Consider the following 23,524-nt stretch of genomic DNA (forward strand, 5'->3'; position numbering starts at 1 on the left):
ATGTCGATCCACACGCTGCAGGACCGCACCGCGCAGGACGAACGAGTCAACACCGCCGCCATCGAGGGACGGGCGCCCACCGTGGCGCACCTGTTCCGCGACCGGGTCGCCGCCAGCCCGCAGGGTGAGGCCTTCCGGTTCGTGGCCGACGGCTCGGGCGAGCTGTGGGAGTCGGTGACGTGGACGCAGGTGAGCGAGCGCGCCCACCGCCTCGCCGCCGGGCTCGTGGCGCTGGGTATCGGGCCCGAGGACCGCGTCGCGATCGCGTCCTCGACGCGGTACGAGTGGGCCCTGACGGACCTCGCCGTCATGTGCGCGGGCGGGGCGACGACGACGATCTATCCGACGACCATCGCGCCCGACGTGTCCTACATCCTGTCCAACTCGGGCAGCACCGTGGTCTTCGCCGAGGACGACGACCAGATCGCGAAGCTGCGCGACCGCCGCGTCGACCTGCCGCGCGTGGCACGGGTCGTCACGTTCACCGGCACCCCGGACGGCGACTGGGTCATCGGCCTCGACGAGCTCGAGCAGATGGGCGTGGAGCTGCTCGCCACCAACCCCTCGGTGGTGGACGACCGCATCGACGCCCTCCGGCCCGACCAGCTGGCCACGATCATCTACACCTCCGGCACGACCGGCCGTCCCAAGGGCGTGCGCCTGACGCACGACTCCTGGACCTACGTCGCCGCAGCGGTCGACGCCACCGGGCTGCTGCACGAGGACGACCTGCAGTACCTCTGGCTGCCCCTGGCCCACGTCTTCGGCAAGATGCTGCTCACGCTGCCGCTGCAGATCGGGTTCCCCACCGCCGTCGACGGCCGGGTCGACAAGATCGTCGACAACCTCGCGGTCGTCCAGCCCACGTTCATGGGCGCTGCCCCCCGCATCTTCGAGAAGGCCTACGCCCGCATCACGATGATGATGGCGGCCGAGGGCGGCCTCAAGGAGAAGCTCTTCCGGTGGTCGGTCAGCGTCGGCCGTGAGGTCGCGCAGATGCGCGCCCGCGGCGAGGAGCCGACCGGCATGACGGCCAAGAAGCTGGCGCTCGCCGACAAGCTCGTCCTGCACAAGGTCCGCGCCCGCTTCGGCGGCCGGATCCGGTTCTTCATCTCCGGCTCGGCGGCGCTCAACACCGACGTCGCCACCTGGTTCAGCTCGATCGGCCTGACCATCCTCGAGGGCTACGGGCTCACCGAGTCCAGCGCCGCGTCGTTCGTCAACCGCCCTGCCACCAACGAGATCGGCACCGTCGGCTGGGCGCTGCCCGGCACCGAGGCCCGCATCGCCGAGGACGGGGAGGTGCTGCTGCGCGGCCCCGGGGTGATGCAGGGCTACCACGACAAGCCCGAGGACACGGCCGAGACCAAGGACGCCGACGGCTGGCTGCACACCGGTGACATCGGCCGGCTCGACGACCGCGGCTACCTGTGGGTCACCGACCGCAAGAAGGACTTCTTCAAGACCTCGAGCGGCAAGTACGTCGCCCCGTCGATGATCGAGGCCAGCTTCAAGGGCATCTGCCCCTACGTCAGCCAGTTCATGGTCTACGGCGCCGACCACAACTTCGTCACGGCGCTGGTCACCCTCGACCCCGACGCCATCACGGACTGGGCCGCCAACCACGGCGTCTCCGGCTCCTACCGCGACATCGTGACCTCGAAGGAGGCCCACGACATGGTGCAGGTCTACGTCGACACCCTCAACGTGAACCTCAACCGCTGGGAGCAGGTCAAGAAGTTCACGATCCTCGACCACGACCTGTCCATCGACGAGGGCGACCTCACACCCAGCCTGAAGCTGCGCCGCAAGGCGGTGAGCGCCAAGTACCAAGAGGTGCTCGACTCGCACTACACCGCCTAGCCCGACCCGCTCCCGACGCCTCTCCCGGACACCTCCGGGGGAGGCGTCGTGGGTTCGTGGGCCGGTTCGTGAGCGGGGTCCGCAGGGTCCGCCGGGTCGCTGACGAGGGGGACGAACCGGTACCAGCCGTGCTCCTCCACCTCCAGCGGGGTGCCGGACGAGGGCCGTACCGCGCGGAGCATCCGTCCGCTGACCGGGACGACGAGCACCCCCGCCGGGGCCAGCTGCGCCACCAGGTCGTCCGGCAGGGCCCGCGCCTGCGCCGACACCAGGATGCGGTCGTACGGGGCCTGCGAGGGGTCGCCGAACATCCCGGGCGTGGCCTGCCGCAGGGACGCCCACGGCACACCCGCGGCGGAGAGGTTGGCGGCGCCGAGCTCGACCAGGCCCGGCACGCGCTCGACGCCCACGACCCGTCCGGTCGGGCCGGTCAACCGGGCGAGCAGCGCCGTCGTCCAGCCGGAGCCGGCGCCGACGTCGAGCACGTGGTCGCCGGGCTGCACGTCGAGCAGCTCCAGCATCTGTCGCACCGTGGTGGGCTGGCTGTTGGTCTGGCCCCAGCCGATGGGCAGCGGCACGTCGAGGTCGGCGTACTGGCGCTGGTCATCGGGCAGGAAGCCCTCCCGGCGCACGGCAGCCATGACCTCCACGACCCGGCTCGTCGCCACCTCGCCAGTATGCAGCGCGGGGGATCGCCTCCACAGCCCCTCCGAACGCCGTCGTCCTCAGCCGGCGGTCGCGGCCAACAGGGTGCGCGCGATGAGGCGGTGACCGGCGGCGTTGGGGTGGTCGCCGTCGTCGGCGAGCAGGGCGGTCGGGTTGCGGTCGCCCTCGCCCTCGAAGGGTGCGTAGAGGTCCACGACCTGGTCCCCGTCCGCGGCGGCCGCGGTGCGGATGGCGGCGTTGGCCGACCGGGTCACCTCGTCGCTCCACTGCGCGAAGCCGGGGCCGAAGTCCGCGTCGGCGACGTCACCGTCCTCGAACACGTTCCAGTAGGTGGTGACGAGGACCCGCGTGTGGGCCGGGGTGACCCGGCGGACCCGCGCGAGCGCGGCGGCCAGGCCCGCACCGGCAGCCTTGGAGGCCTCGTCCATGCACGTGGTCCCGCAGCCACCCCGCTGCCACTGGCCGATGAGGGGGCTGAGGTCGTTGGCGCCGATCGTCACGACGACGACGTCGGCGCTGGACAGGGAGGCGGTGACCGGCGGCGTGGCCAGCTGGGCGCCCAGGCTCGAGGTGGTGAGGCCACCGACGCCCAGGTTGACCGGGCGCACCGAGTGGCCGGACCGCGCACCCAGCATCGCGGCGTACAGCGTGACGAAGTCGGTGCAGCCGCAGGCGGTCCCGGCGGTGACGGAGTCGCCGAGCCCCACCACGACGCGTGGCCCTGCGGTGGTCACCGGGGTCGCGGTGGTCCTCGGGGACGACTCCGTCGGCGCGACGACCGGTCGGGTCGTCGCGGCCCCGCCCTGCGCGCAGGACGTCAGGAACGCAGCGAGGCCACCAGGCCGGCGACGACGCGCCATCGGGGGCTCACGTGGCGTGGTGGCCGCGCACGGCAGTCGGTGCGTGGTGCGTCGTCACGGAGGGGGTGGGCCGGTGTCGACCCATGCCCTGCAGGGCACCCACCAGCATGACGGCCAGCACGAAGGCCGCAACGATCCGGACCGAGGACGCGCGCATCCCCGCACCATAGGCAGGCTCGCTGGGAGCGACCTGAGGCGCGTGCCGTCGTTTTCGGGCTGGGGCGGGCCGCCGTTACCCTTGGCAGATCATGGATCACACCCCGGGACAGTCCGTCTTCACCCGCCTCGAGCCGCTGCTCGAGCAGGTCAGCAAGCCGATCCAGTACGTCGGCGGCGAGCTCAACTCGACCGTCAAGGACTGGGACTGCGGCGGGCACGGACCCGGCGGTGAGGAGCTCACGACCCGCTGGGCCCTGATGTACCCCGACGCCTACGAGGTGGGGGTGCCCAACCAGGGCGTCATGATCCTCTACGAGGTGCTCAACGAGCGCGAGGACGCCCTCGCCGAGCGCACGTATGCAGTGTGGCCGGACCTCGAGGCCCTCATGCGGTCCGAGGGTGTCCCGCAGTTCACCGTCGACGCGCACCGCAGCGTCCGCGACTTCGACGTGCTCGGGATGTCGTTCTCCACCGAGCTCGGCTACACGAACATGCTCACCGCGCTCGACCTGGCCGGGATCCCGCTGCACGCGGCCGACCGCACCGACGCCGACCCGATCGTCGTCGCAGGTGGCCACGCCGCGTTCAACCCCGAGCCGATCGCCGACTTCGTCGACGCCGCCATCGTCGGTGACGGCGAGGAGGCCGTGCTCGCGGTCACCGACATCATCGGAGCCTGGAAGGCGCAGGGCCGCCCCGGCGGTCGCGCCGAGCTGCTGCTGCGCCTCGCACGTACGGGCGGGGTCTACGTGCCCTCGCTCTACGACGTGTCCTACCTGCCCGACGGCCGGATCCAGCGGGTCGCCCCGCGGGCCGACGCCTCCGGGGTGCCGTGGCGAGTGGCCAAGCACACAGTGATGGACCTCGACGCGTGGCCCTACCCGAAGCAGCCGCTGGTGCCGCTCGCGGAGTCGGTGCACGAGCGGATGTCCGTCGAGATCTTCCGTGGCTGCACCCGCGGCTGCCGCTTCTGCCAGGCCGGCATGATCACGCGCCCCGTGCGGGAGCGAAGCATCACCGGCATCGGCGAGATGGTCGAGCGCGGGCTCGCGGCGACGGGGTTCGAGGAGGTCGGCCTGCTCTCGCTGAGCTCGGCCGACCACTCCGAGATCGCGGACATCACCAAGGGCCTGGCCGACCGCTACGACGGGACGCAGACCGGGCTGTCGCTGCCCTCGACCCGCGTCGACGCGTTCAACATCGACCTCGCCAACGAGCTGACCCGCAACGGCCGCCGCTCGGGCCTGACGTTCGCGCCCGAGGGCGGCAGCGAGCGGATCCGCAAGGTCATCAACAAGATGGTGTCCGAGGAGGACCTCATCAGCACCGTCGCCGCGGCGTACGGCGCGGGCTGGCGGCAGGTGAAGCTCTACTTCATGTGCGGCCTGCCGACCGAGACCGACGAGGACGTGCTCCAGATCGCCGAGCTCGCCAAGAAGGTCATCGAGACCGGTCGCCAGGTCAGCGGTCGGCGCGACATCCGCTGCACCGTCTCGATCGGCGGGTTCGTGCCCAAGCCGCACACGCCGTTCCAGTGGTGCGGGCAGCTCGGAGCCGAGGAGACCGACGCCCGGCTGGCCAAGCTGCGCGAGGCGATCCGCTCCGACCGCCGCTACGGCAGCTCGATCGGGTTCCGCTACCACGACGGCAAGCCCGGCATCGTCGAGGGACTGCTGTCCCGCGGCGACCGTCGCGTCGGCAAGGTCATCGAGCAGGTGTGGCGTGACGGTGGCCGGTTCGACGGCTGGAGCGAGCACTTCTCCTACGAGCGGTGGATGACCGCTGCCGACACGGCGCTCGCGGACCTCCCCGTCGACGTGGCTTGGTACACCACCCGCGACCGCGGCGAGTCCGAGGTGCTGCCCTGGGACCACATCGACTCCGGGCTCGACAAGGAGTGGCTGTGGGCCGACTGGCAGGACGCCCTCGACGAGACCGAGGTCGACGACTGCCGCTGGACCCCGTGCTTCGACTGCGGCGTGTGCCCCCAGATGGGCACCGACATCGAGGTCGGCCCGACCGGCAAGACGCTGCTGCCGCTCACCGTCCTGGGCTCGGGACGCGACGCCATGCTCGAGGCACACGCGCACTGAGCCCACCCTGAGAGGCGTTCTCGAGATCGGTGACATTTGTCATCGGGGGCGTCCCCGGCCGAGGTGTCGAATGGTGGTGCACCCGGTGAGCGGTCACCACCGGTCCCCGGGCGCACGTGGTGTACGCGGTCGAATCCTCCCGACCGCACACATTCCGGTGGGTGGGACCCTTCACCTCCTCACCGGAGCCGCTGGGATCGCTCGTGCGGAGAGCCCCCGGCGCAGCCGCCCGCTCACCCAGGCCCAAGGCCCGGTGAGCGGGCGGCGCACGTTCGGGGTCGCGACGGGGCCGCTACGGCGCCGTACCGGTGCCCGATCCCATGCCGGTGCCCATGCCGGACCGCATGCTGCTCGCGAACCACGGCGAGTGCAGGTCGAGGTAGCGCAGGTCGGTCATCGCGGCCATCTGCTCCTCCCACTCACGCCGGGCGTCCTCGGGCATCTGCTTGACCTCGCCGGCCCGCGCCTCGTCCTCGCTGCGGAACGCCACGGTCTCGGTGAACCAGCCGTCGGGCTCCATGGCGATGGTGCCGCCGATGATCTCCGGCCGCTGCTCGTGCAGGACGTCCATGGGCTGTTCCATGAACCGGCGGAACGCCGTCGGGTCGGACACCCGCCCCTGCACGACCTGGACGAACCCCGCGTCGTCGGAGCCGCCGTCGAGGAACATCACGGCGTCGTCGCAGTCGTGGAAGACCACGTCGCCGTCGAAGCACTGGCGCATGCGGTCGAACCACTCGCCCTGCTCGGGCCTGGTGGAGTTCCTCGCCGCGGCCTCACGGCTCTCGAAACGCACCACCGCGACGAACTCGCCGTCGTCGGTGATGCCGTAGGTCCCACCGAGCCAGCCCTCGGCCCTCGGTCCCATGGTCTCGCGCCACTCGTCGGTCAGCCGGTGCACCTGCTCCGCGTCCCGACACCTTCCCTGGATGATCTGGATGAACACCGCTGAACCCTCCGCATCTCCTCGCAGGGGCCGCTTCGGCCGAAGTGGTCCAGCTCTCGAAACTACGCCGGGGCGTCCGAGGCGTCACCGGACATACCGGGCCGTGCGCCGAGCGGTCCGACCCGGCACGACACCGTGCGAGGCGCCCTCAGGCGAACAGGGCGCCGACGACCTCCCGGAACACCGCCGTGTGCCGGTCCACGTCCTCCTGCGAGGTCTCGGGGCACATCAGCGCCATGTTGTGGAACGGCGTCATGAGGACGCCGCGGTTGCACAGGGCGAGGTGCAGGTAGGCGTCGAGCTCCTCGTCCGCCGCCGCGGCGGACTCCTCGCCGGTGCGCGGGGCCGGGCGCGCGAAGCGGTACTCGGCGCGGGCCCCGAGCTGGCTCACCGACCACGGAACGTCGAGCTCGTCGAGCGTCGCCTGCACGCCGGCGGTGTACCGCGTCGCGAGCTCGACCATGTGCGCGAAGGCCTCCTCGGTGAGGACCTCGCCGAGGGTGGCGCGCATCGCGGCCGTCGACAGGGCGTTGCCGGCGAGGGTGCCACCCACCCCGCCGACGTCGACGATGTCGGCGTCGCCGGCGTCGGTGTGCCGGGTGACCGCTGCGGCGACCTCGGCCGTGATGCCGTAGGCGCCGCAGGGGATGCCGCCGCCGATGGACTTGCCGATGACGAAGATGTCCGGCTGCAGGCCCCAGGCGCGGGTCGCGCCGCCCCAGCCCGTGGAGAAGGTGTGGGTCTCGTCGACCATCAGCAGGGCGCCGTACTGCGTCGCGAGCTCGCGCACGCGGGCGAGGAAGCCGTCCTCGGGCAGGACGATGCCGATGTTGGTCAGCGCCGGCTCGGTCAGGACGGCGGCCACGTCACCGTGGGCGAGCGCCGCCTCGACCGACTCCAGGTCGTTCCAGGTGGCGACGCGGGTCGTGAGGTCGAGGTCGACCGGGGGTGCGACGTTGCCGGGGCGGCTCTCGGCCTTGCCGTCCGGGCCCGGCAGGGCGAACGCCTCGTCGACAGAGCCGTGGTAGCAGTAGGCGAAGACGAGCACCCTGGGCCTGCCGGTGGCGAGGCGGGCAAGACGGATCGCCCAGCGGTTGGCGTCCGTCGCCGACAGCGTGAAGCTCCACAGCGGCAGGCCGAACCGGCGCTGGAGCTCGGCGCCCACCCACTGCGCGTCCTCGGTCGGCAGCATCGTCGTGATGCCGCCGAGCTCGCCCGCCCGGCGCTGCACCGCGGCCACCGCGGGCGCGGGGGAGTGCCCGGCCATCGCGCCGGTGTCTCCGAGCGCGAAGTCGACGTAGGTGTGCCCGTCGACGTCGGTGATGCGGTTGCCCGTGGCGCGGTCGAGGTAGAGCGGGAAACCGCCCGACCACATGTTCATCCACGTCATCGGCACCCGGCCGAAGAGGTTGTCGGCCTCCGCGAACAGCTCGCGGCTGCGCGGGTGGCGTGCGGTGTACTCCGCCTGCTCGGCGGCGAGGAGGGACGCGAGCCTGGTGCGGTCGAGGGTGGCCATGGAGCCACGGTAGGAGGCGTCGCCGGGACGTCGCAGGCGAGTGCGGATTCCGTAGGTGGACGGCGCGGCCCCTAGGCTTGCGCACCATGGCTCGACAGCGCGTCCCCGAAGGCCCGGCACCCGCCCCGGCGGTGCAGAAGCTCCGGGTGAGGTACGCCAAGCGCGGCCGGCTGCGGTTCTCCTCCACCCGCGACTTCCAGCGCGCCCTCGAGCGCGCGCTGCGGCGGGCCGGGGTGCCGATGGCGTTCTCGGCCGGGTTCCACCCGCACCCCAAGGTGAGCTACGCGAACGCCGCGCCGACAGGCACCGCGAGCGAGGCCGAGTACTTCGAGGTCTCGGTGACCGAGCGCGTCGACCCCGAGTCGCTGCGAGCGGCCCTGGACGAGGCGCTGCCGGAGGGGCTCGACGTGCTCGAGGTCGTCGAGGCGGCGCCCGGCTCGCTGGCCGACCGCCTCCAGGCGAGTGACTGGGTGATCGACTTCCAGGGCGTCACCGCCGACGAGCTGCGCGAAGCGGCCGCCGTGCTGCTCTCGCACGAGCGGGTGGAGGTCACCAGGACGTTCAAGACGGGCCCCCGCACCTTCGACGTGAGGTCGGCCCTCGTGTCGGTGGATGTCGAGCCGTCGAAGCGACCTGACTGTGCGATACTGCGGGTGGTCGTACGGCACACCACACCGGCCGTACGCCCCGACGACGTCCTGACCGCGCTGCGAGCAGTAACGGAGCTGGCGCCACCGACACCGCCCCTGGTGACCCGACTGGCGCAAGGCCCGCTGCGCTCCGCAACCGCCGGGGTGGCTGATCCACTGGCTGCCGACGAGGACGCCGACGGCGCCTGACCTGGTGCCGCGCGACCTGCGCGAGCCTCGTCGGACGTAGCCCAACCGACTTCCGTGCCGACAGCACCCGTTGCCGACACGACTGCACGCACCGCGCACCACGTGGCTGATCGGAGGGTCCACCCGGACCCTCGGGTGTGGCCCTCGCCCCGTGGGTGACGGAAGGACGCCGAGATGGCCTCCACGGAAGACCACTTCTCCACCACCGACAGCACCGACGGCTCTGACGCCACGTCGGCGCCCGCCGCGGCGGAGTCCCCGCAGCAGGTCGCCGAGGCGGCCGCCGCTGAGGCTGCCGGCGGAGCCCCCGCCGGCAAGGCACCGGCCCGCAAGCGGGCAGCCCGCCGCGCCACCAAGAAGACCTCGGCGCCGGCTCCGGTCGAGAGCGCCGACGGCGTCGAGGTCGTCGTGACCGACGCGACCGCCGACCACGAGGCGACCGACCTGCCGGCCGTGGCCGCCGACGCCGCGCCGGCGAAGAAGACCGCCAGGAAGGCCGCCGCCAAGAAGACGGCGAAGAAGGCCCCGGCCAAGCGCGCCACGAAGAAGGCCGACCCCAAGGCCGACGGCGAGCCGCTGGTCGAGGGTGCGCCGGTGGTCGAGGGTGCGGCCGTCATCGACGAGGGCGCCCTGGTGGACCCGGCTCCTCTCGACGTCCCCGTCCCTGCTGGTGTCGCGGCCGACGCTGACCCCGAGACCGACGCCGACGCCGACGACGAGGCCGAGGAGGAGGCGCGCGCCGCTGCCGAGGCAGCCGCGCAGGAGGCCACGGCCACCGTGCCCAGCTTCGGCCTCCTCTTCCAGCCGCCGGACCCGGCCAAGGCCGCCCCGCGCCGTCGCCGGGCCAGTGCCGCCGCAGGCGCCCCGGCCCCCGCTCCCGCACCTGCCGAGGTGCCCGCCGTCGAGGCGCCGGCCGCTGATGGCGCGCCGGCCGACGGTCGGGGCGCGTCCGCGGACGAGGAGACCCAGGCCGAGCGCCCCAGCCGGGGCCGCGCCCGCGGCCGCGGGCGTGGCCGTGGCGCCAAGAACGCCGAGGACAAGGGTTCCGAGGAGACGACGTCCGACGAGGCCGTCGCGGCGCCGTCCGGCGACGACGGGCAGACCGACGGGCAGGACTCCACCTCCGACGACGAGTCCACCTCCGAGGGTGGCCGCCGCCGTCGCCGCCGCGGGGGCAAGGGCCGTGGCCGCGGACGCGGGCAGGGCGACGCCGAGTCGGCCGACTCGACCGCCGAGGGCGACGAGGACGAGCAGCACGGTCCCGAGGGTGAGGACGAGCAGTCCGGCGAGGCCGAGGGCAGCTCCACCCGCCGTCGTCGCCGCCGCCGTCGCAGCGGCTCCTCCGGCGAGGGGGACGACCCGCCCGGCACCGTGACCAAGGTGCGCGAGGCCCGTCGTGAGCGCGACGAGCCGCAGAGTGTCAAGGGCTCCACCCGCCTCGAGGCCAAGAAGCAGCGCCGCCGCGAGGGCCGCGAGGCCGGGCGCCGTCGCACGATCATCACCGAGGCCGAGTTCCTCGCCCGGCGTGAGAGCGTCGAGCGCGTCATGGTGGTCCGCGAGCGTGAGGGCCGCACCCAGATCGGCGTCCTCGAGGACGACGTGCTCGTCGAGCACTACGTGTCCCGCGAGACCAACGCGTCGATGGCCGGCAACATCTACCTCGGTCGTGTCCAGAACGTGCTGCCCTCCATGGAGGCTGCGTTCGTCGACATCGGCAAGGGCCGCAACGCCGTCCTCTACGCCGGCGAGGTCAACTGGGACGCCGCAGGCCTGGACAACAACCAGCCCAAGCGCATCGAGAACGCCCTGAAGTCCGGCGACTCGGTGCTCGTGCAGGTCACCAAGGACCCGATCGGCCACAAGGGCGCCCGCCTGACCAGCCAGATCTCCCTGCCCGGTCGCTACCTCGTCTACGTGCCTGAGGGCAGCATGACGGGCATCTCCCGCAAGCTCCCCGACACCGAGCGCGCCCGCCTCAAGGGCATCCTCAAGGAGGTCGTGCCCGACCGCGCCGGCGTCATCGTGCGCACGGCCGCCGAAGGGGCGAGCGAGGAGGAGCTGCGCGCCGACGTCGAGCGCCTCACCCGCACGTGGGAGAAGATCCAGGCCAAGGCCGACTCCAAGTCCGGCGGCAAGGGCAAGGGCGGTGCCCCGGTGCTCGTGCACGGCGAGCCCGACCTCACCGTCCGCGTCATCCGCGACGTGTTCAACGAGGACTTCACCTCCCTGGTCGTCGCCGGTGACCAGGCGTACGGCGAGGTCAGCGACTACCTCGGCGACGTCGCCCCGGACCTCGCCGAGCGGCTGCACAAGTGGACCTCGGAGGAGGACCTGTTCACCCACTACCGGGTGGACGAGCAGATCGCCAAGGCCATGGACCGCAAGGTCTGGCTGCCCTCGGGTGGCTCGCTGGTCATCGACCGCACCGAGGCCATGACGGTCGTCGACGTCAACACCGGCAAGTTCGTCGGCTCGGGGGGCAACCTCGAGGAGACGGTCACCAAGAACAACATCGAGGCGGCCGAGGAGATCGTGCGCCAGCTCCGGCTGCGCGACATCGGCGGCATCATCGTCATCGACTTCATCGACATGGTCCTCGAGAGCAACCGCGACCTGGTGGTCCGGCGCCTGCTCGAGTGCCTCGGTCGTGACCGCACCAAGCACCAGGTCGCCGAGGTCACCTCGCTCGGACTGGTCCAGATGACCCGCAAGCGGGTCGGCTCGGGCCTCATCGAGATCTTCTCGGAGAACTGCGAGCACTGTGGCGGTCGCGGGATCATCGTCCACGCCGACCCGGTCGACAAGCCGTCCGGTGGCGACTCCGGTTCCGGCGGTGGCCAGTCGCAGCGCGGCGGTGGCAACGACGGCGGCAACACCGGGGGCACCGGTGGCGGCAGCACGCGCGGCCGTCGCGGCGGCCGCTCCGGTGGTGCGCAGGAGCAGGCCCCCGCGCAGCCGGCAGCGCAGGCCGCCCCGGTCCACGGCGGTCCCACGCCCGCCCAGATCGCCGCAGCCGCCCACGCCGCTGCGCTGAAGTCGGCGGGGGAGCACCACGACGAGGACGCGCTGCTGGCGGTCCCCGGGCAGGACGAGCCGGTCGTCGAGGTCCGGGAAGCAGCCGGCCAGGACGCTCCGGTGGCGCTGCCGGCGGTCGAGCCGCTCGAGCTGCCCGAGGGGCCCGCTGCCGAGGTGCGTCCGGTGGCCGACGAGCCCGCTGCAGAGGTGCACCCGGTGGGCGACGAGCCCGCCGCTCCCGCGGAGCCGGAGCAGCCGGTCGCCGCGGCGGCGGCCGAGGCACCCGCTGCGCCGAAGCGTCGCAAGCGCGGTCGCGTCGTGGCCCCGGCCGGGCCGCCGCGCCCGGTCGGCGAGGACGCGGCCGAGCCCTCCGTGGTGGCGGTCCCGACCTCCTGATCCGTGCTGGTGGAGGCCCTGTCGAGCCGGTTTGGTCGGCAGGGCACCCACCCGGTATTCTCAACCCTTGGTGCGCCCACCGCTCTGATGTCCGTGTCCTGGCTCCGGCCGGGCGCGGGTCGCTATCGGACGGTCCAGACAGAGAGCGCGTGCCTCCCGAAGTAGGAAAGAGATTCACGTGTTCGCGATTGTTCGCGCTGGTGGTCGCCAGGAGAAGGTCTCCGTCGGCGATGTCCTCATCATCGACAAGGTCTCCGGCAAGCCCGGCGACAGCATCGACCTGACGCCGCTGCTCGTGGTCGACGGCTCCACCGTCACCAGCGACGCTGCCAAGCTCGCCAAGGTGACCGTCAAGGCCGAGGTCGTCAAGCCCGCCAAGGGCCCCAAGATCACGATCATGAAGTACAAGAACAAGACCGGCTACCGGAAGCGTCAGGGCCACCGTCAGCACCTGACCCAGGTCAAGATCACCTCGATCGACGCCTGAGTCCGGCCCCTTTTCGGACCCACAGACCTTAAGCAGAAGGCAGGCACTGACATGGCACACAAGAAGGGTGCGTCCTCGACCCGCAACGGTCGCGACTCCAACGCACAGCGACTCGGCGTGAAGCGCTTCGGCGGCCAGCTCGTCAACGCGGGCGAGATCATCGTCCGCCAGCGCGGCACGCACTTCCACCCCGGTGAGGGCGTCGGCCGTGGCGGCGACGACACGCTGTTCGCGCTCGTCGCGGGCAACGTGGAGTTCGGCACCAAGCGTCGTCGCAAGGTCGTCAACATCGTCCCGGTCGCGACCGCGGACGCCAGCTGACTTTCGGTACGCCGCGTGGCCCGGCCACGCGGCGTACCCCCTCGGAGGGGGCGGGCCTGAACCAGGCCCGCCCCCTCCGGGCGTCCCCCCGGACGTTCGCCCCGTACCACCCCTGACCGCGGTCAGGGACTCCCGCACCAGAGCAGAGAGAAGAGCCCCATGACCACGTTCGTCGACCGCGTCGTGCTGCACGTCGCCGCCGGCGACGGTGGCCACGGTGTCGCCTCGGTCAAGCGCGAGAAGTTCAAGCCCCTCGGTGGCCCCGACGGTGGCAACGGCGGTCGCGGCGGTGACGTGATCCTGCGGGTGGACCCCCAGGCCACGACGCTGCTCGACTACCACCACCACCCCCACCGCAAGGCGACGAACGGCAAGCCCGGCGCCGGTGACGAGCGCAACGGCGCCGACGGCACCGACCTCGTGCTGCCGGTCCCGGCCGGCACCGTGGTCAAGGACGGCTCCGGCGAGGTCCTCGCCGACCTGGTGGGCCAGGACGCGGAGTTCGTCGCCGCCCGAGGTGGCCGTGGTGGCCTGGGCAACAAGGCCCTGGCCTCAGCCCGCCGCAAGGCCCCCGGCTTCGCCCTGCTCGGCGAGCCCGGCGACGCCCTCGACATCGTGCTCGAGCTCAAGTCGCTCGCCGACGTCGCGCTGATCGGGTTCCCCTCGGCAGGCAAGTCCTCGCTGGTGTCGGTGCTGTCCGCCGCCCGGCCCAAGATCGCCGACTACCCGTTCACGACGCTGGTGCCCAACCTCGGCGTCGTGCAGGCGGGGGAGTTCCGCTTCACCGTCGCCGACGTGCCAGGGCTCATCCCGGGCGCCAGCCAGGGCAAGGGCCTCGGGCTGGAGTTCCTGCGCCACGTCGAGCGCTGCTCGGTGCTCGTGCACGTCATCGACTGCGCGACCCTCGAGCCCGGCCGCGACCCCATGACCGACCTCGAGGTGATCGAGCAGGAGCTGGCGCAGTACGTGCCGGACGAGAGCCTCGGTGGCCGCCCGCTGGCCGAGCGCACCCGCATCGTGGTCCTCAACAAGGCCGACGTGCCGGAGGCCCACGAGCTGGCCGAGATGGTCAAGCCCGACCTGGAGGCCCGCGGCATCGAGGTGTTCATCGTGTCCGCGGTGGCGCACACCGGGCTGCGTGAGCTCACCTTCGCCCTGGCCCGCCACGTCGGCGAGGCCCGAGCCGAGGTCGAGGCCGCCACCGCCGTCCCGCAGCGCATCGTCATCCGGCCCCGGTCGGTCGACGACAGCGGCTTCAAGGTCGTCAGGGAGAACACCGCCGACGGCGAGGTCTTCCGCATCGAGGGCGAGCGGCCCACCCGCTGGGTCCGCCAGACCGACTTCTCCAACGACGAGGCCGTCGGCTACCTCGCCGACCGCCTCGGGCGCCTCGGCGTCGAGGACGCCCTCTTCGCCGCGGGTGCGGTCGCCGGTGCGACGGTCCTCATCGGGCCGAAGGACAACGCCGTGGTCTTCGACTGGGAGCCCACCCTCGTCGCCGGCGCCGAGCTGCTCGGCCAGCGCGGTACGGACCTGCGCCTGGAGGAGTCCTCCCGGCCCACCCGCGAGGACAAGCGCGCCGACTACGCCGACCGCCGCGCCGCGCGCACCGCTGCCCGCGACGAGCTCGCCGCAGAGCGGCGCGCGGGCCACTGGGCCACGGCGAAGGACGAGGACGCCGACGCATGAGCGCGGCAGACCGCCGGCGCGACGTGGCTCGCGCCCGTCGCCTGGTGGTCAAGGTCGGGTCCTCGTCCCTGACCGCCCCGGGCGGGGGCTCGCTCGACGAGCACCGGCTGGTCGAGCTCGTCGACGCGCTCGCCGCGAGGCGTCTCGCCGGCCAGCAGGTCGTGCTCGTCTCGTCGGGCGCGATCGCCGCCGGTCTCGGACCGCTCGGCCTCGTACGGCGCCCAGGTGACCTCGCCACCCAGCAGGCCGCGGCCAGCGTGGGTCAGGGCGCTCTCGTGGCCGCCTACCAGCGAGCCTTCGGCGCCCACGGGCTCACCGTGGGGCAGGTGCTGCTGACAGCCGACGACGTGACGCGGCGGACGCACTACACCAACGCCAAGCGCACCCTCGACCGCCTGCTCGAGCTCGGCATCGTGCCCATCGTCAACGAGAACGACACCGTCGCGACGCAGGAGATCCGGTTCGGCGACAACGACCGGCTCGCCGCCCTCGTCGCCCACCTCGTGCACGCCAACGGGCTGCTCCTGCTCACGGACGTCGACGCCCTGTACGACGGCCCCCCGAGCCGGGCCGGCTCGGCCCGGGTGCCCTCGGTCGTCGGGGGACAGGGGCTCGACCAGCTCGACATCGGCGGCACCGGGTCGAGCGTGGGCAGCGGCGGCATGCTGACCAAGGTCGAGGCCGCCACCATCGCCAACGCCGCCGGCATCACCACCGTCCTCACGAGCGCCGACCGCATCGGGCAGGCCCTGGCCGGCGAGGACGTCGGCACCGTCTTCGTGCCGGCCGGGGGGCGGCGGACGTCGCGCAAGCTGTGGCTGGCGCACGCCACCACGCCCCGGGGGCGGCTGCTGCTCGACCCGGGCGCGGTGCGGGCGGTGACCGAGCGCCGCACCTCGCTGCTGCCCGCGGGCATCACCGCCGTGGAGGGCACGTTCGCCGACGGCGACCCGGTCGACCTGTGCGGCCCTGAGGGGCACGTCATCGCCCGGGGCCTGGTCAACTACACCTCGGCCGAGCTGCCCGGCATGCTCGGGCGCTCCACGCGCGACCTGGCCCGGGAGCTCGGGCCCGGGTACGAGCGGGAGGTCGTCCACCGCGACGACCTCGTCATGCTCTAGCAAGACCGGTCAGCGCCACCACCAGCGCCACCGCCCGGCGCCACGCTCAGCGCAGGCGGGTCACCTCGAACTGCATCCGCGGCTCGGCCAGCGCCTGCTGCGACTGCACCAGCTGGAGCTCGCGCTCGCCGGACTCCAGGGTGGTCTGCAGCAGGTCGAACACGCTGCTGGCCGTGCGGCCCAGGGCCACCCCGGGGTCGCCGGTCTCGAGCAGGTGGGCGGTGAACAGCGCCGCCGTCACGTCACCGGAACCGTTGGCCTTCATGGGAAGTCGCGGGGTCTGCACGATCCAGGCGCCGTCGCCCGTGACCGCCATCATCTCGATCGTGTCCTCTGCCGCGTCCGGCCGCTCGACGCTGGTGACCAGGACCGTGGACGGCCCCATGGCGCGGGCGAGCTCGACCGACTCGAGCGTGTCCTCGATGCTGCGGGGCTCGGTGCCGGTGAGGAACCCGAGCTCGAACTGGTTGGGCGTGATGAGGTCGGCCGCCGGCACGACGCGCTCGCGCAGCAGCACCGGGATGGCCGGGTGCACGAAGCAACCGCTCTTGGCGTTGCCCATCACCGGGTCGCAGGCGTAGATCGCGTCGGGGTTGGCCGCCTTGACCCGCGCCACCGCGTCGAGGATGACGTCCCCGATCTCCTCGCCGCCCTGGTAGCCGGACAGCACCGCGTCGACCGCCGGGAACGCGCCGCGCTCCTCGACCCCCTGGATCACGGCCCGCACGTCGTCGGCCGGCATGAGCGGTCCGCGCCACTCGCCGTACCCGGTGTGGTTGGAGAAGTGCACGGTGTGCACCGGCCAGACCTCGACCCCGAGGCGCTGGAGGGGGAAGACCGCGGCGCTGTTGCCGACGTGGCCGTACGCGACGGATGACTGGATCGACAGGATGCTCACCCGCCCCATTCAACCAGTGCCCCTGAGACGGCGCCCCGGGGCGGCGGTGGCGCGGAATACGCTTGAGGCATGGCTGAGATCGACCCTGCTGCCGTCGCCCAGGTGGCCACGGCGGCCCGCGCTGCCCGTGCTGCCTCGCGCCGGCTGGCGCTGCTCACCCGCGCCGACAAGGACGCCGCCCTCACCGGGCTCGCGGACGCGCTCGACGCGGCCACCGACCGCATCGTGGCCGCCAACGCGCAGGACCTCGAGCGCGGGCGGGAGTCGGGTATGGCGCAGGGCCTGCTCGACCGGTTGGCCCTGGACCCGGCGCGCGTCGCCGCCGTCGCCCGGGCCCTGCGCGACGTCGCGGCCCTGCCGGACCCGGTGGGTGAGGTGGTCCGCGGCTCGACCCTTGCCAACGGCCTGCAGATCAGGCAGGTGCGGGTGCCGATGGGGGTGGTCGGGATGGTCTACGAGGCCCGCCCCAACGTCACCGTCGACGCCGCCGGGCTCGGCCTGAAGTCGGGCAACGCCGTCATCCTGCGCGGTGGCTCGGCAGCCGAGGCGACCAACCGCGCGCTGGTCGACGTGCTGCGTGAAGCCCTTGCCGCGCAAGGACTCCCGGCCGACGCGGTGACCCTCCTCGAGGGCGGCCGTGACGTGGTGCGGGCGCTGCTCACCGCCCGCGGGCTCGTCGACCTCATCATCCCGCGAGGGGGAGCGGGGCTCATCCAGACCGTCGTCACCGAGTCCACGGTGCCCGTCATCGAGACCGGTGTCGGCAACTGCCACGTCTACGTGGACGCGGCCGCCGACCTCGACGAGGCGCTCGCGATCGTGGTGAACTCCAAGGTCCACCGACCCAGCGTCTGCAACGCGGCCGAGTCGCTGCTGGTGCACGAGGCGGTCGCTGCCGACTTCCTGCCCAAGGTGCTGGCCGAGCTGTCCGGCGCCGGCGTCGTCCTGCACACCGACGACACCGCGGGCGCGGCGGCGGAGGGCGCCGGTGTCCCGCACGAGCGCGCGACGGACGAGGACTGGGCCACCGAGTACCTCGCCCTGGAGATGAGCGTGCGCGTGGTGCCGGACCTCGACACCGCGATGGAGCACATCCGCACCTACGGGTCCGGCCACACCGAGGCGATCGTCACCGAGGACCGCGCCGCGGCCCGCCGGTTCACCTCGGAGGTCGACGCCGCCGTCGTGATGGTCAACGCCTCCACGCGGTTCACCGACGGCGGCGAGTTCGGGTTCGGGGCGGAGATCGGCATCTCGACCCAGAAGCTGCACGCCCGCGGGCCCATGGCGCTGCCGGAGCTGACCACCACCAAGTGGGTCGTCGAGGGCGACGGCCAGGTGCGCGGCTGAACCCTCGCCTGAGGCGCACCTGAAGCGCGCCGTGGGCACCTCCGCGTATGGCGCGGCGGGTGCCTCGTCCCGTGGCAGGATGGGCGCTCGTGGAAGGCACTGAGGTCCGCAAGCTGGCCGCGCTCGAGGACGCCCACTGGTGGTACCGCGAGCGCCGGCACCTGCTGTCGCGCATGGTCGACGGCGTCACCCCCGGCACCGCGCTGGACATCGGGGCCGCCGGCGGCGGCAACACCCGGGTCCTGCAGGCGGCCGGCTGGTCGGTGGCCGCCCTGGAGTACGGCGCGGACGGTGCGGAGGTCGCGGCCGACCGGGGCCTCGCGGTGCTGCGCGCCGACGCGACCGCCCTGCCGGTCGCGGACGCGAGCCTCGACCTGGTCGTGGCGTTCGACGTGCTGGAGCACATCCTCGACGACGACGCCGCCGTGCGGGAGGTGCTGCGCGTGCTGCGCCCGGGCGGCCGGTTCCTCGTCGCCGTCCCCGCCGACCCGCGGCTGTGGTCCGAGCACGACGTCGCGGTCGACCACGTCCGTCGCTACACCCGCACCACGCTCGGCGGTGTCCTGGTGCGCAACGGCTTCGAGGTGACCCGGATGAGGTCGTGGAACGTCCTGCTGCGGCCCGTGGTCGCCGTGCGCCGCCGGACCTCGAGCGGCTCGGACCTCGACACCGTGCACCCGCTGGTCAACCTGGCCCTGCGCGGGGTCGTGGCGGTCGAGCGGGTGCTGCCGGTGAAGGCTATGCCTGGCGTGACTCTGCTGGCAGAGGCTCGTCCGCGGCGGTGACCGGCCCCGTCAGGGAGTCGTAGGCGACGAAGTAGGTGGGCCGGGCCTGCAGGTGGGCGTACATGCGCCCGACGTACTCGCCCAGGATGCCCAGGCAGAGCAGCTGCACCGCCCCCACCCCGGCCACGGCCACCACCGTCGAGGTCCAGCCCGGCAGGGCCTGGCCGAGGGCGCTGGCGATGAGCGCGTAGGCCAGCAGCCCGAACGCGGCGGCACCACCGAGGAGCCCCAGCCAGGTCGCGAACCGCAGCGGGGCCGTCGAGAACCCCGTGACGCTGTCGAGCGAGAGGCGGATCATCGCCGCGAGGGGGTACTTCGAGCGGCCCGCGGCCCGCTCGTCGCGGCGGTAGGTGACCGAGTCCGAGGGGAACCCGAGCGCAGGCACGACGAACCGCAGCACACGGTGGTGCTCGGGCAGCGCGTTGACGGCGTCGACCGTGGCGCGGGACATGAGGCGGTAGTCGCCGGCGTCCACCTGGGCGCCGGTGCCCGACAGCAGTCGGATCACCCGGTAGAAGGCCCAGGCGCTGGCCCGCTTGAAGGGGGAGTCGGTCGACCGGTCGGACCGCACGCCGTACACGACGTCGACACCCTGGCGGGCCCGCGCGAGCATCTCCGGGATGACCTCCGGCGGGTCCTGCAGGTCGGCGTCGAGGGTCACGACGTAGGCGCCGCGCGCGGTCGCGAGGCCGGCCGAGATGGCGGCCTGGTGGCCGGCGTTGGCGCGCAGCCGCACGACCCGCAGCTCCGGCCACTCGCGCAGCAGGCGCTGCAGGACGACGGGGGAGGAGTCGGTGCTGCCGTCGTCGACCGTGACGACCTCGTAGGTGGCGCCGAGGCCGTCCGCCACGGGGCGCAGCCGCTGGGCGAGCAGGGGCAGCACGTCCTCCTCGTTGTACACGGGGACGACGATGCTGAGCTCGGGACGCATGGGGCCAAGACTAGGCCGTGCGCCTGTGCCGGAGGTGTGGAGCGGAGAGGGGTCCCGCGAACGGGTGAGGGCCCGTCGAAGTATGAGTTCGACGGGCCCTCTCGGTGCTCCTCCGTGCCGGCGGACCGGCGGTGGAGGGGTACCGGGTGTGGGTCCGGCCACCGCCGGAGCGGGGGTGGTGCCCACAGGTGCAGCTCTGGTGCCGGCGAACCGGCGCCCTCCCTGCCCCTGGTCGACCGCGCACTCACCCGTTGGACGAGGTCGTGCCCACTGCGACGGTGGCTCCCCGGGAGCCGGCGGACCGGTGCCCGGGTCGTTGCGATCTGGTCAGTGGTCTCGGTGTTCCTCCGCGGCGTCGCCCGCGGACCCGGGGCCCGGAGGCCGTCAGGACCCCAGCCGGGCGAGCCCGGTCGGGGCGGTCCACCGTTATCCGGCTGACCTGTACTCCAGTTCTCGGGCCGGTCCGGGTCTCCCCGTACCAAGCCCTCCGAACCGGAGTGCGTGAGAGATGTCTAGCGACTGGATCGGTTGCGCCGCAAGGGTTTCGGAAAACCCGTCTTCGTCCACCGGTTGCCCACACCGTTGTCCACATGGCCCCCTGCTCAAAGACCGGGTTGTGCACACCCCTGTGCACAACATCCGTGGAGGAACTCACGGGCTGGCGACCGGTAGGCTGGGGCCCATGACGTCGTCTCTGTCCAACCTGTTCGCCGTTGCCGAGGAGCAGACCCGCGAGCTGCCCATGCCTCCCCAGGCGTTCGGGGCGCTGGCGTTCATCGGCTTCCTCGCGCTGCTCGGGGTCCTGTGGGGGTTCCGCAACACCGCCCAGAAGCTCGCCGGGCCGGCCCACCACGGCGACCACGCGGGTCACCAGGGCGGCCACCACTGAGCATGCGTCTCGGGGTGATGGGCGGGACGTTCGACCCGATCCACCACGGCCACCTCGTGGCCGCCTCCGAGGTGCAGGCCCTCTTCGGGCTCGACGAGGTCGTCTTCGTCCCCACGGGCCAGCCGTGGCAGAAGGACACCCGCGAGGTCAGCCCCGCGGAGGACCGTTACCTCATGACGGTCGTCGCGACGGCGTCCAACCCCCGGTTCACCGTCAGCCGCGTCGACATCGACCGGCCGGGGCCGACCTACACGATCGACACCCTGCGCGACCTGCACGCCCAGCGTCCCGATGACGAGCTGTTCTTCATCACGGGCGCCGATGCGCTCGCGCAGATCCTGTCGTGGAAGGACGCCGACGAGCTCTTCGAGCTGGCGCACTTCATCGGCGTCACCCGCCCCGGGTACGTCCTGTCCGAGTCCGGCCTGCCGGCCGACCGGGTCACCCTCCAGGAGGTGCCCGCCATGGCCATCAGCTCGACGGACTGCCGTGCGCGGGTCGAGCGTTCCGAGCCGGTCTGGTACCTCGTGCCCGACGGCGTCGTCCAGTACATCAACAAATACCGCCTGTACGCGGCCGGCACCCCCGCCGCCGCGACGGCACGAACGTAGGAGTGCAGTGCCTGCCACCGAACGATCCCTCGAGCTGGCCAAGACGGCCGCCGTCGCCGCCGACGACAAGCTCGCGACCACCATCGCCGGCATCGACGTCAGCGAGCAGCTCGCCCTCACCGACGTCTTCGTCATCGTCTCCGCGGGCACCGACCGCCAGGTCGGCGCCATCGTCGACGAGGTCGAGGACAAGCTCCGCGAGAAGGGCGCCAAGCCGATCCGCCGCGAGGGCGAGCGTGACGGCCGCTGGGTCCTGCTCGACTTCGGCGACATCGTCGTCCACGTCCAGCACGACGAGGAGCGTGACTTCTACGAGCTCGAGCGGCTCTGGAAGGACTGCCCCGAGATCGACCTGGGCGTGCCCAAGCGCCGCGACGCGTGAGCGGGGAGGGCGCGCAGGCGGCGTCCACCGGGCGGCGCCGCGTGGTGCTGCTCCGGCACGGCCAGACCGGCCACAACGCCGCCGGCATCTGGCAGGGACAGCTCGACAGCGACCTGTCCGACCTCGGGCGTGAGCAGGCCCGGATCGCGGGGAAGGCCCTGGCCGACCTCGGACCCGTGGTCGTGGTCGCCTCCGACCTCACCCGTGCCGCCCACACCGGCGCGGAGGTCGCCTCGGCTGCCGGTGTCGAGCTCACGCTCGACCCCCGGTGGCGCGAGATCAACGTCGGTCGCTGGGAGGGCCTGACCGCCGAGGAGGTACTCACGCAGTACCCCGAGGAGCGGCAGCGGCACTTCCGCGGCGAGGACTTCCCTCGCGGTGTGGACGGTGAGTCGCTGTCGGACGTGACCGCCCGCGTGCGGGCCGCGCTGGACGACCTCCTCGGCCGCCTCGGGCCGGGGGAGACGGCCGTCGTCGCGACGCACGGCGTCACCGCCCGCGTGGTGGCGGCAGCACTCGTCGAGCTCGACGTCGCGACGGTCTGGCGGGTGCTCGGCGGGTTCGGCAACTGCCACTGGGCCGAGCTCGTGGAGGGCCCCGGCGGGTGGCGGATCGCGACCTGGAACGCCTCGGCCTGAGGCCGCGGGAGCAGCGGCAGCACCCGATTTGGTGAAACGGGTGGGTCACTGGGTAAACTTCCGCAGTCGCCTCCGGGGGACACCCCCTCGGGGAGACTCGGGGCTGTGGCGCAGTTGGTAGCGCACTTCCATGGCATGGAAGGGGTCAGGGGTTCGAATCCCCTCAGCTCCACAACGCGAAGAAGGACCGGACACGCTTTACGTCCGGTCCTTCTTCGCGTTCTCGGATGTGTATGGGGGGATTCGGGAGGAGCGCCTCCCCGGCGCGCAGCGCCCCGCGGCCGACGGGTCCCCTCAGCTCCACCGGCGAGCACCGCGCGGAGCGGCCGCGGTTGTCCGCGAGGAGCGGCGGCGGTTGTTTGCTGGAGACCAGCCCGGGTAGCAGCCACCCATGACGACCGACCTGCCGCTCAAGGCCCTGGCGATCACCTGCAGCCTGAAGCCGTCGCCCGCCCCGTCGAGCAGCGACCTGCTGACCCAGCAGCTGCTCGACGCCATGGCGGGCCACGGAGTCCAGACCGAGCTCGTGCGGGCGGTGGACCACGACATCCGGCCGGGTGTGGAGGCCGACATGGGCGACGGCGACGCGTGGCCGGCCCTGCGCGAGAAGCTGCTCGCGGCCGACATCCTCGTCCTGGCCACGCCGACGTGGTTGGGACAGCACTCCAGCGTCGCCCAGCGGGTGCTCGAGCGCCTTGACGCCGAGCTGTCCGACACCAACGACGACGGGCAGCCGCGGACCTACGGCAAGGTCGCGGCCGCCGTGGTGGTGGGCAACGAGGACGGCGCCCACCACATCAGCGCGGTCCTCTTCCAGGCGCTCAACGACGTCGGGTTCACCATCCCGGCCGGTGGGGTGACCTACTGGAACGGTGAGGCGATGCAGGGCACCGACTACAACGACCTCGAGAAGACCCCGGAGTCGACGGCCTCGACCACGGCGACGCTGGCGGCCAACACGGCGCACCTCGCGCGCCTGCTCCGCGACGCGGCATACCCGCCTGCCTGAGTGGGCACCGTCCCGTTGCGCCCAGCGCCGGGCGTGCCAGAGTGGGCCGGCGGGTATGCC

At 72.6% G+C, this 23,524-nt stretch carries 22 protein-coding genes and 1 tRNA gene; 16 read left to right on the forward strand and 7 right to left on the reverse strand.

Annotation, left to right across the window (positions count from 1 at the left end):
• Positions 1-1,863 carry a long-chain fatty acid--CoA ligase gene (locus ASG70_RS10285; RefSeq protein ID WP_056883706.1) on the forward strand — a complete coding sequence of 621 codons (1,863 nt, stop codon included), beginning with the start codon at positions 1-3 and terminating at the stop codon, positions 1,861-1,863.
• Here ASG70_RS10285 and ASG70_RS10290 read toward each other — a convergent pair.
• The 3 genes from ASG70_RS10290 to ASG70_RS19295 all read right to left on the reverse strand — a co-directional run bounded on the left by ASG70_RS10290 (position 1,860) and on the right by ASG70_RS19295 (position 3,546).
• Complete coding sequence (locus tag ASG70_RS10290) at positions 1,860-2,531, reverse strand: protein-L-isoaspartate O-methyltransferase (RefSeq protein WP_082590452.1); 672 nt, start codon at positions 2,529-2,531, stop codon at positions 1,860-1,862. The genes ASG70_RS10285 and ASG70_RS10290 overlap by 4 nt on opposite strands.
• Before the next feature lie 57 nt (positions 2,532-2,588).
• A complete protein-coding gene (locus ASG70_RS10295; protein WP_162253901.1) occupies positions 2,589-3,263 on the reverse strand; it encodes an SGNH/GDSL hydrolase family protein in 675 nt (224 codons plus the stop codon).
• 133 nt (positions 3,264-3,396) lie between these two features.
• Positions 3,397-3,546, reverse strand: coding sequence for a hypothetical protein (locus ASG70_RS19295; protein WP_156399925.1), 150 nt, complete (start codon positions 3,544-3,546; stop codon positions 3,397-3,399).
• A gap of 91 nt (positions 3,547-3,637) precedes the next feature.
• On the opposite strand from ASG70_RS19295, the gene ASG70_RS10300 reads away from it, so the two are divergent.
• Complete coding sequence (locus tag ASG70_RS10300; protein ID WP_056883708.1) at positions 3,638-5,641, forward strand: TIGR03960 family B12-binding radical SAM protein; 2,004 nt, start codon at positions 3,638-3,640, stop codon at positions 5,639-5,641.
• 292 nt (positions 5,642-5,933) lie between these two features.
• Here ASG70_RS10300 and ASG70_RS10305 read toward each other — a convergent pair whose 3' ends face one another.
• Positions 5,934-6,587, reverse strand: coding sequence for a hypothetical protein (locus ASG70_RS10305; RefSeq protein WP_056883709.1), 654 nt, complete (start codon positions 6,585-6,587; stop codon positions 5,934-5,936).
• Between the two features lie 148 nt (positions 6,588-6,735).
• The gene (locus tag ASG70_RS10310; protein WP_056883710.1) at positions 6,736-8,103 is read right to left on the reverse strand and encodes a transaminase; all 1,368 of its coding nucleotides are present in this window, start codon (positions 8,101-8,103) and stop codon (positions 6,736-6,738) included.
• An 86-nt stretch (positions 8,104-8,189) separates the two neighbouring features.
• Between ASG70_RS10310 and ASG70_RS10315 the strand changes: the two genes are divergently transcribed.
• The 6 genes from ASG70_RS10315 to proB all read left to right on the forward strand — a co-directional run bounded on the left by ASG70_RS10315 (position 8,190) and on the right by proB (position 15,971).
• On the forward strand, positions 8,190-8,942 hold the full coding sequence (locus ASG70_RS10315; RefSeq protein ID WP_082590454.1) for a TIGR03936 family radical SAM-associated protein: 753 nt from the start codon (positions 8,190-8,192) through the stop codon (positions 8,940-8,942).
• Between the two features lie 174 nt (positions 8,943-9,116).
• A complete protein-coding gene (locus ASG70_RS10320) occupies positions 9,117-12,353 on the forward strand; it encodes an Rne/Rng family ribonuclease (RefSeq protein WP_082590456.1) in 3,237 nt (1,078 codons plus the stop codon).
• A 178-nt stretch (positions 12,354-12,531) separates the two neighbouring features.
• Positions 12,532-12,840, forward strand: a complete 309-nt coding sequence (rplU, locus tag ASG70_RS10325) for a 50S ribosomal protein L21 (protein WP_056883712.1) — start codon at positions 12,532-12,534, stop codon at positions 12,838-12,840.
• 51 nt (positions 12,841-12,891) lie between these two features.
• Positions 12,892-13,161, forward strand: a complete 270-nt coding sequence (rpmA, locus tag ASG70_RS10330; protein WP_056883713.1) for a 50S ribosomal protein L27 — start codon at positions 12,892-12,894, stop codon at positions 13,159-13,161.
• A 159-nt stretch (positions 13,162-13,320) separates the two neighbouring features.
• Positions 13,321-14,850, forward strand: coding sequence for a GTPase ObgE (gene obgE / locus ASG70_RS10335; RefSeq protein WP_056883714.1), 1,530 nt, complete (start codon positions 13,321-13,323; stop codon positions 14,848-14,850).
• Positions 14,847-15,971: a glutamate 5-kinase gene (gene proB, locus ASG70_RS10340; protein WP_056883715.1), complete on the forward strand. Its 1,125-nt coding sequence runs from the start codon at positions 14,847-14,849 to the stop codon at positions 15,969-15,971. The genes obgE and proB overlap by 4 nt, the downstream gene beginning before the upstream one ends.
• Positions 15,972-16,017: 46 nt before the next feature.
• On the opposite strand, the gene pdxY is transcribed toward proB, so the two are convergent.
• Positions 16,018-16,869, reverse strand: coding sequence for a pyridoxal kinase PdxY (pdxY, locus tag ASG70_RS10345; protein ID WP_056884139.1), 852 nt, complete (start codon positions 16,867-16,869; stop codon positions 16,018-16,020).
• A gap of 69 nt (positions 16,870-16,938) precedes the next feature.
• Between pdxY and ASG70_RS10350 the strand changes: the two genes are divergently transcribed.
• Positions 16,939-18,219, forward strand: coding sequence for a glutamate-5-semialdehyde dehydrogenase (locus ASG70_RS10350; protein WP_056883716.1), 1,281 nt, complete (start codon positions 16,939-16,941; stop codon positions 18,217-18,219).
• Positions 18,220-18,308: 89 nt separating this feature from the next.
• Positions 18,309-19,004, forward strand: coding sequence for a bifunctional 2-polyprenyl-6-hydroxyphenol methylase/3-demethylubiquinol 3-O-methyltransferase UbiG (locus tag ASG70_RS10355; RefSeq protein ID WP_056883717.1), 696 nt, complete (start codon positions 18,309-18,311; stop codon positions 19,002-19,004).
• On the opposite strand, the gene ASG70_RS10360 is transcribed toward ASG70_RS10355, so the two are convergent.
• Complete coding sequence (locus ASG70_RS10360) at positions 18,958-19,935, reverse strand: glycosyltransferase family 2 protein (RefSeq protein ID WP_056883718.1); 978 nt, start codon at positions 19,933-19,935, stop codon at positions 18,958-18,960. The genes ASG70_RS10355 and ASG70_RS10360 overlap by 47 nt on opposite strands.
• A 682-nt stretch (positions 19,936-20,617) precedes the next feature.
• Between ASG70_RS10360 and ASG70_RS10365 the strand changes: the two genes are divergently transcribed.
• From ASG70_RS10365 to ASG70_RS10390, 6 genes are all read left to right on the forward strand, one after another.
• Positions 20,618-20,824, forward strand: a complete 207-nt coding sequence (locus ASG70_RS10365) for a hypothetical protein (RefSeq protein WP_056883719.1) — start codon at positions 20,618-20,620, stop codon at positions 20,822-20,824.
• Positions 20,825-20,826: 2 nt separating this feature from the next.
• Positions 20,827-21,435: a nicotinate-nucleotide adenylyltransferase gene (gene nadD, locus ASG70_RS10370; protein WP_082590458.1), complete on the forward strand. Its 609-nt coding sequence runs from the start codon at positions 20,827-20,829 to the stop codon at positions 21,433-21,435.
• 7 nt (positions 21,436-21,442) lie between these two features.
• Positions 21,443-21,817 (forward strand): ribosome silencing factor, encoded by a 375-nt coding sequence (gene rsfS, locus ASG70_RS10375; protein ID WP_056883720.1) that lies wholly within the window; start codon positions 21,443-21,445, stop codon positions 21,815-21,817.
• Complete coding sequence (locus ASG70_RS10380) at positions 21,814-22,455, forward strand: histidine phosphatase family protein (RefSeq protein ID WP_056883721.1); 642 nt, start codon at positions 21,814-21,816, stop codon at positions 22,453-22,455. Before rsfS ends, ASG70_RS10380 begins: the two co-directional genes overlap by 4 nt.
• A gap of 99 nt (positions 22,456-22,554) precedes the next feature.
• Positions 22,555-22,627: transfer RNA gene (locus tag ASG70_RS10385), tRNA-Ala, on the forward strand.
• A 219-nt stretch (positions 22,628-22,846) separates the two neighbouring features.
• Positions 22,847-23,464, forward strand: coding sequence for a flavodoxin family protein (locus ASG70_RS10390; RefSeq protein WP_056883722.1), 618 nt, complete (start codon positions 22,847-22,849; stop codon positions 23,462-23,464).
• Positions 23,465-23,524: the final 60 nt, after the last annotated feature.

Source organism: Phycicoccus sp. Soil748, assembly GCF_001428025.1.
Lineage (GTDB): Bacteria > Actinomycetota > Actinomycetes > Actinomycetales > Dermatophilaceae > Pedococcus.

Coding starts and splice junctions, on each gene's coding strand:
- ASG70_RS10350 (WP_056883716.1), top strand. CDS start 16,939: ATGGCTGAGATCGACCCTGCTGCCGTCGCCCAGGTGGCCACGGCGGCC.
- ASG70_RS10320 (WP_082590456.1), top strand. CDS start 9,117: ATGGCCTCCACGGAAGACCACTTCTCCACCACCGACAGCACCGACGGC.
- obgE (WP_056883714.1), top strand. CDS start 13,321: ATGACCACGTTCGTCGACCGCGTCGTGCTGCACGTCGCCGCCGGCGAC.
- nadD (WP_082590458.1), top strand. CDS start 20,827: ATGCGTCTCGGGGTGATGGGCGGGACGTTCGACCCGATCCACCACGGC.
- ASG70_RS10300 (WP_056883708.1), top strand. CDS start 3,638: ATGGATCACACCCCGGGACAGTCCGTCTTCACCCGCCTCGAGCCGCTG.
- ASG70_RS19295 (WP_156399925.1), bottom strand. CDS start 3,546: ATGCGCGCGTCCTCGGTCCGGATCGTTGCGGCCTTCGTGCTGGCCGTC.
- ASG70_RS10390 (WP_056883722.1), top strand. CDS start 22,847: ATGACGACCGACCTGCCGCTCAAGGCCCTGGCGATCACCTGCAGCCTG.
- ASG70_RS10285 (WP_056883706.1), top strand. CDS start 1: ATGTCGATCCACACGCTGCAGGACCGCACCGCGCAGGACGAACGAGTC.
- ASG70_RS10315 (WP_082590454.1), top strand. CDS start 8,190: ATGGCTCGACAGCGCGTCCCCGAAGGCCCGGCACCCGCCCCGGCGGTG.
- rpmA (WP_056883713.1), top strand. CDS start 12,892: ATGGCACACAAGAAGGGTGCGTCCTCGACCCGCAACGGTCGCGACTCC.
- ASG70_RS10360 (WP_056883718.1), bottom strand. CDS start 19,935: ATGCGTCCCGAGCTCAGCATCGTCGTCCCCGTGTACAACGAGGAGGAC.
- ASG70_RS10365 (WP_056883719.1), top strand. CDS start 20,618: ATGACGTCGTCTCTGTCCAACCTGTTCGCCGTTGCCGAGGAGCAGACC.
- ASG70_RS10310 (WP_056883710.1), bottom strand. CDS start 8,103: ATGGCCACCCTCGACCGCACCAGGCTCGCGTCCCTCCTCGCCGCCGAG.
- proB (WP_056883715.1), top strand. CDS start 14,847: ATGAGCGCGGCAGACCGCCGGCGCGACGTGGCTCGCGCCCGTCGCCTG.